We start from the raw sequence: 8,044 nt of genomic DNA on the forward strand, positions 1-8,044 counted from the left end.
CGGGAGCGGCTTCACGAACCGCGCGGACCGCCGCCTCCTGGAACGTACGGGCGGTTTCGTCGCGCCACGCGCGCGTGGCGGCCGCCTTCGACTCGCCGAGCAGCTTCTCGACCCCGGCCCAGCCCTCGTCGGCGACCGCGCCCTGCCACAGCGGCTCGAGGGCGACGCGTACGGCGGCCGCCAGCTCGTCGGCGTCCAGGCCCTGCGCGCCGTAGCCCTCCTTGCACGCCGGGCAGAAGCAGAGCGCCATCAGGTACTGCCCGGCGTCCCCGAGCGGGACCCCCGCCGTCTTGTCGTGGGCGTGCAGATGCTGGAGCCCGTACCAGCCGAGGGACTCCAGCTCGGTGCCGCGCGCCCCGGGCCGCACGGCGGCCTCGGCGGCCAGGTCGACGAGGTACGCGCGCGTGGCGGGCTGGGCGATGCACGGGGCCCAGGGGTAGCGGTCGTCGTAGGCGTTGACGACCGAAGTGTCCGGATGCTCGGCGCCCAGGCGGGAGTTGTGTGCGAGGACCACCCAGGTGTGCACTTCCAGACCAGCGTCGGCGAGCGCGGTGGCCGCCTCGCCGAAGGCGTCGCCGGGTGCCCAGTCACCGGCCGGGTACGGGCGCAGCTCCCGGCCCTCCCACCGGTCGTCCGTGGGGTAGAGGACGGCGGCGTGCTCGGCGGTGACGATGCGGTGGCGCGGATGACGGGGGGTCAGGGCGCGAGTGGAGTGATAGGCGGCGGCGAGCGTCACCTGCTCCACGCCGAGGGCGGCGATCCTCCCGGGTGCCTCCGGGTCTCCGTTGACGTCCCAGGGGTAGACGAATGCCGACGCCTTCACTTGGCCTCCTCCGGCTCCTTCTCCAGGAGCGCGTATCCGCGCTCGATCACCTCGGCGAGCTGCTTGACATGATCCTCGCTCGGTTCGTGCAGCGGAGGCCGGACCTCCCCCACGTCCAGCCCGCGCAGCCGTACGCCGGCCTTGACCAGGGCGACGGCGTATCCCCGCCCCTGGGCGCGCAGTTCGACGAACGGGCAGTAGAAGCCGTCCAAGAGCCGGTTGACGGTCATGTCGTCGCCCGCTTCAAGGGCCCTGTAGAAGGCGAGGGCGATCTCCGGGGCGAAGCAGAAGACGGCGGAGGAGTAGAGCGTGACGCCGATGGCGCGGTAGGCGAGCTGGGTCTGTTCGGCGGTGGGCAGACCGTTGAAGTAGAGGAAGTCACCGGGGACTTCGGCGCGTACGGCGCTGACGATCCGCTGCATGAGGTCCAGGTCGCCGAGGCCGTCCTTGAGCCCGATGACACCGTCCGTGCGGGCCAGTTCGACGACGGTGTCCGGGGTGAACACGGCGTTGTCGCGCTGGTAGACGATAACGGGGAGCGCGGTCGCCGCGGCGATCTCCTTGTAGTGCCGCAGCAGCCCCTCCTGTCCGGCGACGACGAGATACGGCGGCATGGCGAGCAGCCCGTCCGCCCCGGCCGCCTCGGCGAGCCTCGCGTAGCGCACGGCGAGCGCGGTGCCGTACCCGGCGCCCGCGACGACGGGCACGCGGCCCGCCGCCTCCTCGACGGCCGCCCTCACGCACGCCTCGAACTCCTCCGGCGTGAGCGCATGGAACTCCCCGGTGCCGCAGCACGCGAAGACGGCGGCCGCCCCGGCCTCCACCCCGCGGCGGACATGGGCGCGGTAGGCGTCGAGGTCGACGGAGCCGTCGGGGCCGTAGGCGGTGACCGGGAAGAACAGCGGCCCGCTGGGGACGCTGAGGCGGGCGGCGAGCGGGGCTGACGTCACGGGCACTCCAAGGTCCACTATCCAAGGTCCATATTCATGTTCCCCGTCCACATTCCTGAACATGCTCACGCTATGGTGGGCCTCCAGGAGGGGTCAAGCGCACCAACCCCCAACACACCAGCGGATTTCTCTCCTTCGCGGCACACTTGACGCACGACGACCCGCTCCATAGCGTGTCCACGCATGTGAATGCGGTATATGAATGCGGCCGCCGATTCAAGGAGACCCGAGGATGCCCGCTCCCCGCACCGTTCTGCTCACCGGCGCCGCCGGCGGCCTCGGCACCCTGATGCGGGACCTGCTCCCCGACCACGGCTACGCACTGCGCCTGCTCGACCTGCGCCCCGTCGAGGGCGCACCGGACGCCATCACCGCGGACCTCGCCGACAGGGCGGCCCTGCGCGAGGCCGTACGGGGCATCGACGCGATCATCCACCTCGCGGGCATCTCCCTGGAAGCCCCCTTCGAGAAGATCCTCAAGGCGAACATCGAGGGCACCTACAACCTGTACGAGGCCGCCCGCGAGGAGGGCATCCGGCGCATCGTCTTCGCCTCCTCCAACCATGCGGTGGGCTACACTCCGCGCCCTCAGGGCGACGACCCGCTCATCCCGGTCGACACCCCGCGCCGCCCGGACACCTTCTACGGCCTGTCCAAGTCCTTCGGCGAGGATCTTGCGCAGTTCTACTGGGACAAGCACGGCATGGAGACCGTCTCCGTGCGCATCGGCTCCTGCTTCCCGGAGCCGACCAGTGTGCGCATGCTGTCGGTGTGGATGAGCCCCGCCGACGGCGCCCGTCTCTTCCATGCGGCTCTGACGGCCGAGAACGTCGGCCACACCGTCGTCTACGGCTCCTCCGCCAACACACGCCTGTGGTGGGACCTGTCCACCGCGCGGGCGCTCGGCTACGAACCGCAGGACGACTCCGAGCCGTACGCCGAGAAACTCATCGCCGAACAGGGCGAGCTCGACCCGGCCAACCCGGCCCACGCCTGCCTGGGCGGCCACTTCGTGAACGACCCGCCGATCTGGCCGTACTGATCTCCCCGTACTGATCTCCTACCGACCTCCTACCGACCGAAAGCCGACGGCGGGCGGGCACCGAACGGGCCCGCCCGCCGTCGCGTTCGGGCGCGCACCCCGCCCGATCTCACACCCCGCCCCGCAACGTCGCAGGTCCGAGGCGGGCACACACCGCGTCGAACGGGCACACACGGGCAGCATCGGGCCCGCATCAGACCTGGTCAGTGCCGCACACCCGCTGTAGAACTTCACCCAAGGGCCGCATCGGGCCCGAACGGGCAGCACAGCACCACTGAAGGCAGGTGTCGGCCATGAGCACGAGTTCGGCGGAGGAACGCCAGCGGGAGATCGTGCGGGTCGCGCGCGCCGCAGGGTCGGTCGACGTCACCGCGCTCGCCGACCTGCTGGGCGTGGCCAAGGAGACCGTACGGCGGGATCTGCGCGCCCTGGAGGACCACGGTCTGGTCCGCCGTACGCACGGCGGTGCCTACCCCGTGGAGAGCGCCGGCTTCGAGACGACCCTCGCCTTCCGCGCCACCAGTCACGTCCCCGAGAAGCGCCGGATCGCGGCCGCCGCGGCCGAGCTGCTCGGGGACGCCGAGACGGTCTTCGTCGACGAGGGCTTCACCCCGCAGCTCATCGCCGAGGCACTCCCCAGGGACCGGCCGCTGACCGTGGTCACCGCGTCCCTGCCGGTCGCGGGCGCACTCGCCGAGGCGGAGGGCTTCTCGGTGCTGCTGCTCGGCGGCCGGGTCCGCTCCGGCACGCTGGCCACCGTCGACCACTGGACGACGAAGATGCTCGCCGGCTTCGTCGTCGACCTCGCCTACATCGGCGCCAACGGCATCTCCCGGGAGCACGGCCTGACCACCCCCGACCCCGCGGTCAGCGAGGTCAAGGCGCAGGCGGTGCGGGCCGCGCGGCGCACGGTCTTCGCGGGCGTGCACACCAAGTTCGGGGCGGTCAGCTTCTGCCGGTTCGCGGAGGTCGGCGCGCTGGAGGCGATCGTCACGAGCACGCTGCTGCCGACGGCCGAAGCACACCGCTACTCACTGCTCGGGCCCCAGGTCATCCGCGTCTGAAAATCCAACTCACCCCCCTGTAGGGCACCCTCACGCCCGACAGCGCCCTTTATTTCCCCATATGTTCAGGAGCGATCCATGCGAACCCAGAGCCGACGGAGGCCGCGAGCCACACTCGCCGCGGCCGCCGCAGGGACGCTGCTCGCCCCGCTGCTCTCCGGCTGCTGGGTCGGGGCGGGCGGAGCAGGATCGGGCGGCAACTCGATCAACGTCCTGATGGTCAACAACCCCCAGATGGTCGAGCTGCAGAAGCTCACCGCCGCCCACTTCACCAAGGACACCGGCATCAAGGTGAACTTCACCGTGCTGCCGGAGAACGACGTCCGCGACAAGATCAGCCAGGACTTCGCCAACCAGGCCGGCCAGTACGACGTCGCCACCCTCTCCAACTACGAGATACCGATCTACGCCCGCAACGGCTGGCTGCACGAGATGGACTCCTACGTCGCCGAGGACCCGGCGTACGACGAACAGGACGTCCTGAAGCCCATGCGCGAGTCCCTCACCGGCGACGACGGCAAGCTCTACGGCCAGCCCTTCTACGGCGAGTCCTCCTTCCTGATGTACCGCAAGGACGTGTTCGAGAAGGAAGGCCTGACGATGCCCGCCCACCCCACCTGGACGCAGGTCGCCGACCTCGCCGCCCAGATGGACGGCGCCGAGCCCGGCATGAAGGGCATCTGCCTGCGCGGACTGCCCGGCTGGGGCGAGGTCATGGCACCCCTCACGACCGTCGTGAACACCTTCGGCGGCACCTGGTTCGACGAGAACTGGAAGGCCCGGCTCGACTCCCCCGAGTGGGAAAAGGCGACGAAGTTCTATGTCGACCTCGTCCGTGAGCACGGCGAGTCCGGCGCCGCCCAGTCCGGGTTCGCCGAGTGCCTCAACAACATGACCCAGGGCAAGGTCGCCATGTGGTACGACGCCACCTCCGCGGCCGGTTCCCTGGAGTCCGCCGACTCCCCGGTCAAGGGCAAGGTCGGCTATGCCCCGGCCCCCGTCGAGAAGACCGAGTCCTCCGGCTGGCTCTACACCTGGGCCTGGGGCATCCAGGACGCCTCCCGCAACGCCGACAAGGCATGGCAGTTCGTGTCCTGGGCGTCCAGCAAGGAGTACGAGCAGCTGGTCGGCGACGAGATCGGCTGGTCGAACGTACCCGCCGGCAAGCGCGCCTCGACGTACGACAACCCCGACTACCGCGCGGAGGCCGCCGCCTTCCAGGACATGACCAAGGAGGCCATCGAGGGCGCCCGCCCGGGCGACCCCGGTGTGCAGCCGCGTCCCGCGCCCGGCATCCAGTTCGTCGGCATTCCCGAGTTCACCGACCTCGGCACCAAGGTCTCCCAGGAGATCAGCGCGGCCATCGCCGGACGCCAGTCCGTCGACGAGGCCCTGAAGAAGTCCCAGCAGCTCGCCGAGCGCATCTCCGAGGAGTACGAGGGACGATGACCGCCACCACCACGGCCCCCGTGGCCGCCCCGTCCGTCCGTACGAACAAGCGCGAGCCCTCGGCCCGCCTGCGCGCCTGGGCCACCCGGGCCCCCCTCCTCCCCGCCCTGATCTTCATGATCGTCGTGACCCAGCTGCCGTTCGTGGCCACGCTGGTGATCTCCTTCTTCGACTGGAACTCCCTCTATCCCGACGCCCGCCACTTCACCGGCGTGGACAACTACCGCCAGGTGCTCACCGACACCGACCTGCGCAACTCGGTCTGGACCACGATCCTGCTGACGGTGACGGTGGTCCTGGTCAGCCTGGTCCTCGGCCTGGTCCTGGCACTGCTGCTGGACCGCAGGTTCAAGGGCCGGGGCGTCGTCCGCACCCTGCTGATCGCGCCCTTCCTGGTCGTCCCCGTGGCGGCGGCGCTGCTCTGGAAGCACGTCCTCTACAACCCCGAGTACGGCCTGCTGAACGGCTTGTTGCACTACGTCGGCGGCCCCCAACCGGACTGGATCTCGGGCACCCCGCTGCTCGCGGTCGAGGCATCCCTGGTCTGGCAGTGGACCCCGTTCATGATGCTGATCATCCTGGCCGGCCTGCAGAGCCGCGACCCTCAGCAGATCGAGGCCGCGAAGGTCGACGGCGCGAGCGACTGGCAGATCTTCCGCCACCTCACGCTCCCGCATCTGCGCCGCTACCTCGAACTCGGCGCCCTGCTCGGCTCGATCTACATCGTCCAGAACTTCGACGCGGTCTTCACCATCACATCCGGCGGCCTGGGCACCGCCAACCTTCCCTACACCGTCTACCAGAGCTTCTACCAGGCCCACGAGAACGGCCTCGCCTCGGCCGCGGGCGTCCTGGTCGTCATCGGCTCGATCATCATCGCGACCTTCGCACTGCGCGTGGTGTCGTCCCTGTTCCGCGAGGAGGTGAACCGCGGATGAGCGGCATCGCCGTACAAGTCCGTCGTATCCGCCGTAAGGGCGTCGGCCTGGGCCTGGTGGCCTGGCTGGCCGGCATCGTCTTCTTCCTGCCCATCGCGTGGATGGCCCTGACGTCCTTCCACTCCGAGGAGGACGCGGCGACCAACCCGCCGTCCTTCGGGGCCGCCCTCACCCTGGACGGCTACCGCGAGTTCTTCGGCACGGGCGGCGGCGCGAGCCCGTGGCCGTCTCTGATCAACTCGACGGTGGCATCGGTGAGTTCGACCCTCCTGGTCCTGCTCCTGGCGCTCCCGGCGGCCTACGCCCTGTCGATCCGGCGGGTGCGCAAATGGACCGACGTCCTGTTCTTCTTCCTGTCGACGAAGATGCTGCCGGTGGTGGCGGGCCTGCTGCCGATCTACCTCTTCGCCAAGAACGCGGGAATGCTGGACAACATCTGGCTCCTGGTCATCCTCTACACCTCCATGAACCTGCCGATCGCGGTGTGGATGATGCAGTCGTTCCTGGCCGAGGTCCCGGTGGCGGTGATCGAGGCGGCACGGGTGGACGGCGCCCGCCTCCCCACGGTCCTGACCCGCGTGATCGCCCCCATGGCCCTCCCCGGCATCGCCGCCACCGCCCTGATCTGCTTCATCTTCAGCTGGAACGAGCTGCTGTTCGCGAGGGTGCTGACGGGCGTCGTAGCCGAAACAGCCCCCGTCTTCCTGACCGGCTTCATCACCAGCCAGGGCCTGTTCCTGGCGAAGGTGTGCGCCGCGTCGCTCGTCATCTCCCTGCCGGTGCTCGCCGCGGGGTTCGCCGCCCAGGACAAGCTGGTCCAGGGCCTGTCGTTGGGAGCCGTGAAATGAAGGCCGCCGTCATCGAGTCCGTGGGCAAGGCCGTCGTCGCCGAGGTCCCGGACCCGACGCCGGGCCCGCGCGAGGTCGTCGTCGAGGTCGCCGCGTGCGGCCTGTGCGGCACGGACCTGCACATCCTCCAGGGCGAGTTCGCGCCCAAGCTCCCCATCGTGCCGGGGCACGAGTTCGCGGGCGAGGTGGTCGGGGTCGGCACCCAGGTCACGGAACTGTCGGTGGGCGACCAGGTGGCGGTGGACCCGTCCCTGTACTGCTACGAGTGCCGCTACTGCCGCACCGGCCACAACAACCTGTGCGAGCGCTGGGCAGCGATCGGCGTGACGACGGCGGGAGGCGCGGCGCAGTACGCGGTGGCGCCGGTGGCGAACTGCGTGAAGCTCCCCGAGCACATCCGCACCCAGGACGCGGCACTGGTGGAGCCGCTGTCGTGCGCGGTACGTGGCTATGACGTGCTCCAGTCCCGCCTCGGCGCGCACGTCCTGATCTACGGCTCCGGGACGATGGGCCTGATGATGCTGGAGCTGGCGAAACGGACGGGCGCGGCGAGCGTCGACATGGTCGACGTCAACCCGACCCGTCTGGAGACGGCCCGCCACCTCGGCGTCTCGGCGTCCGCCGCGAACGCCGACGAACTGGACCGCCCGCAGGGCTGGGACGTCGTGGTCGACGCGACGGGGAACGCGGCGGCGATCCAGGACGGGCTGGACCGGGTGGCGAAGGCGGGGACGTTCCTACAGTTCGGCGTCGCGGACTACGCGACCCGGGTGACGATCGATCCGTACCGCATTTACAACCAGGAGATCACCATCACCGGCTCCATGGCGGTCCTGCACAGCTTCGAACGAGCCGCGGAGCTCTTCGCGACGGGCGTCCTCGACCCCGAGGTCTTCATCAGCGACCGCCTGCCGCTGAGCAGCTATCCCC

At 70.0% G+C, this 8,044-nt stretch carries 8 protein-coding genes; 6 read left to right on the forward strand and 2 right to left on the reverse strand.

Going from position 1 to position 8,044, the window contains the following annotated elements; all coding sequences use genetic code 11:
* Together ACTWQJ_RS41385 and ACTWQJ_RS41390 are read right to left on the reverse strand one after the other, a co-directional pair.
* On the reverse strand, positions 1–823 hold an 823-nt coding region (locus ACTWQJ_RS41385), incomplete at its 3' end, for a hypothetical protein (RefSeq protein ID WP_443311572.1).
* Positions 820–1,773, reverse strand: coding sequence for a 5-dehydro-4-deoxyglucarate dehydratase (locus ACTWQJ_RS41390; protein WP_443311573.1), 954 nt, complete (start codon positions 1,771–1,773; stop codon positions 820–822). The genes ACTWQJ_RS41385 and ACTWQJ_RS41390, both read right to left, overlap by 4 nt.
* A 232-nt stretch (positions 1,774–2,005) precedes the next feature.
* On the opposite strand from ACTWQJ_RS41390, the gene ACTWQJ_RS41395 reads away from it, so the two are divergent.
* The 6 genes from ACTWQJ_RS41395 to ACTWQJ_RS41420 all read left to right on the forward strand — a co-directional run.
* Positions 2,006–2,815: an NAD-dependent epimerase/dehydratase family protein gene (locus tag ACTWQJ_RS41395; protein ID WP_443311574.1), complete on the forward strand. Its 810-nt coding sequence runs from the start codon at positions 2,006–2,008 to the stop codon at positions 2,813–2,815.
* Positions 2,816–3,108: 293 nt separating this feature from the next.
* On the forward strand, positions 3,109–3,879 hold the full coding sequence (locus tag ACTWQJ_RS41400; RefSeq protein ID WP_224739978.1) for a DeoR/GlpR family DNA-binding transcription regulator: 771 nt from the start codon (positions 3,109–3,111) through the stop codon (positions 3,877–3,879).
* A gap of 78 nt (positions 3,880–3,957) precedes the next feature.
* Positions 3,958–5,328, forward strand: a complete 1,371-nt coding sequence (locus ACTWQJ_RS41405) for an ABC transporter substrate-binding protein (RefSeq protein ID WP_443311575.1) — start codon at positions 3,958–3,960, stop codon at positions 5,326–5,328.
* Entirely contained in the window at positions 5,325–6,266 is a 942-nt protein-coding gene (locus ACTWQJ_RS41410) for a carbohydrate ABC transporter permease (RefSeq protein WP_385509144.1), read from the forward strand. The genes ACTWQJ_RS41405 and ACTWQJ_RS41410 overlap by 4 nt, the downstream gene beginning before the upstream one ends.
* Positions 6,263–7,114 carry a carbohydrate ABC transporter permease gene (locus tag ACTWQJ_RS41415; RefSeq protein WP_385509145.1) on the forward strand — a complete coding sequence of 284 codons (852 nt, stop codon included), beginning with the start codon at positions 6,263–6,265 and terminating at the stop codon, positions 7,112–7,114. The genes ACTWQJ_RS41410 and ACTWQJ_RS41415 overlap by 4 nt, the downstream gene beginning before the upstream one ends.
* Positions 7,111–8,044: zinc-dependent alcohol dehydrogenase family protein (locus tag ACTWQJ_RS41420; RefSeq protein ID WP_443311576.1), on the forward strand; the 934-nt coding region annotated here is incomplete at its 3' end. The genes ACTWQJ_RS41415 and ACTWQJ_RS41420, both read left to right, overlap by 4 nt.

Origin of the sequence: Streptomyces sp. KR55 (assembly GCF_052245645.1) — a bacterium.
In the GTDB taxonomy this organism is placed as follows: domain Bacteria; phylum Actinomycetota; class Actinomycetes; order Streptomycetales; family Streptomycetaceae; genus Streptomyces; species Streptomyces flavusporus.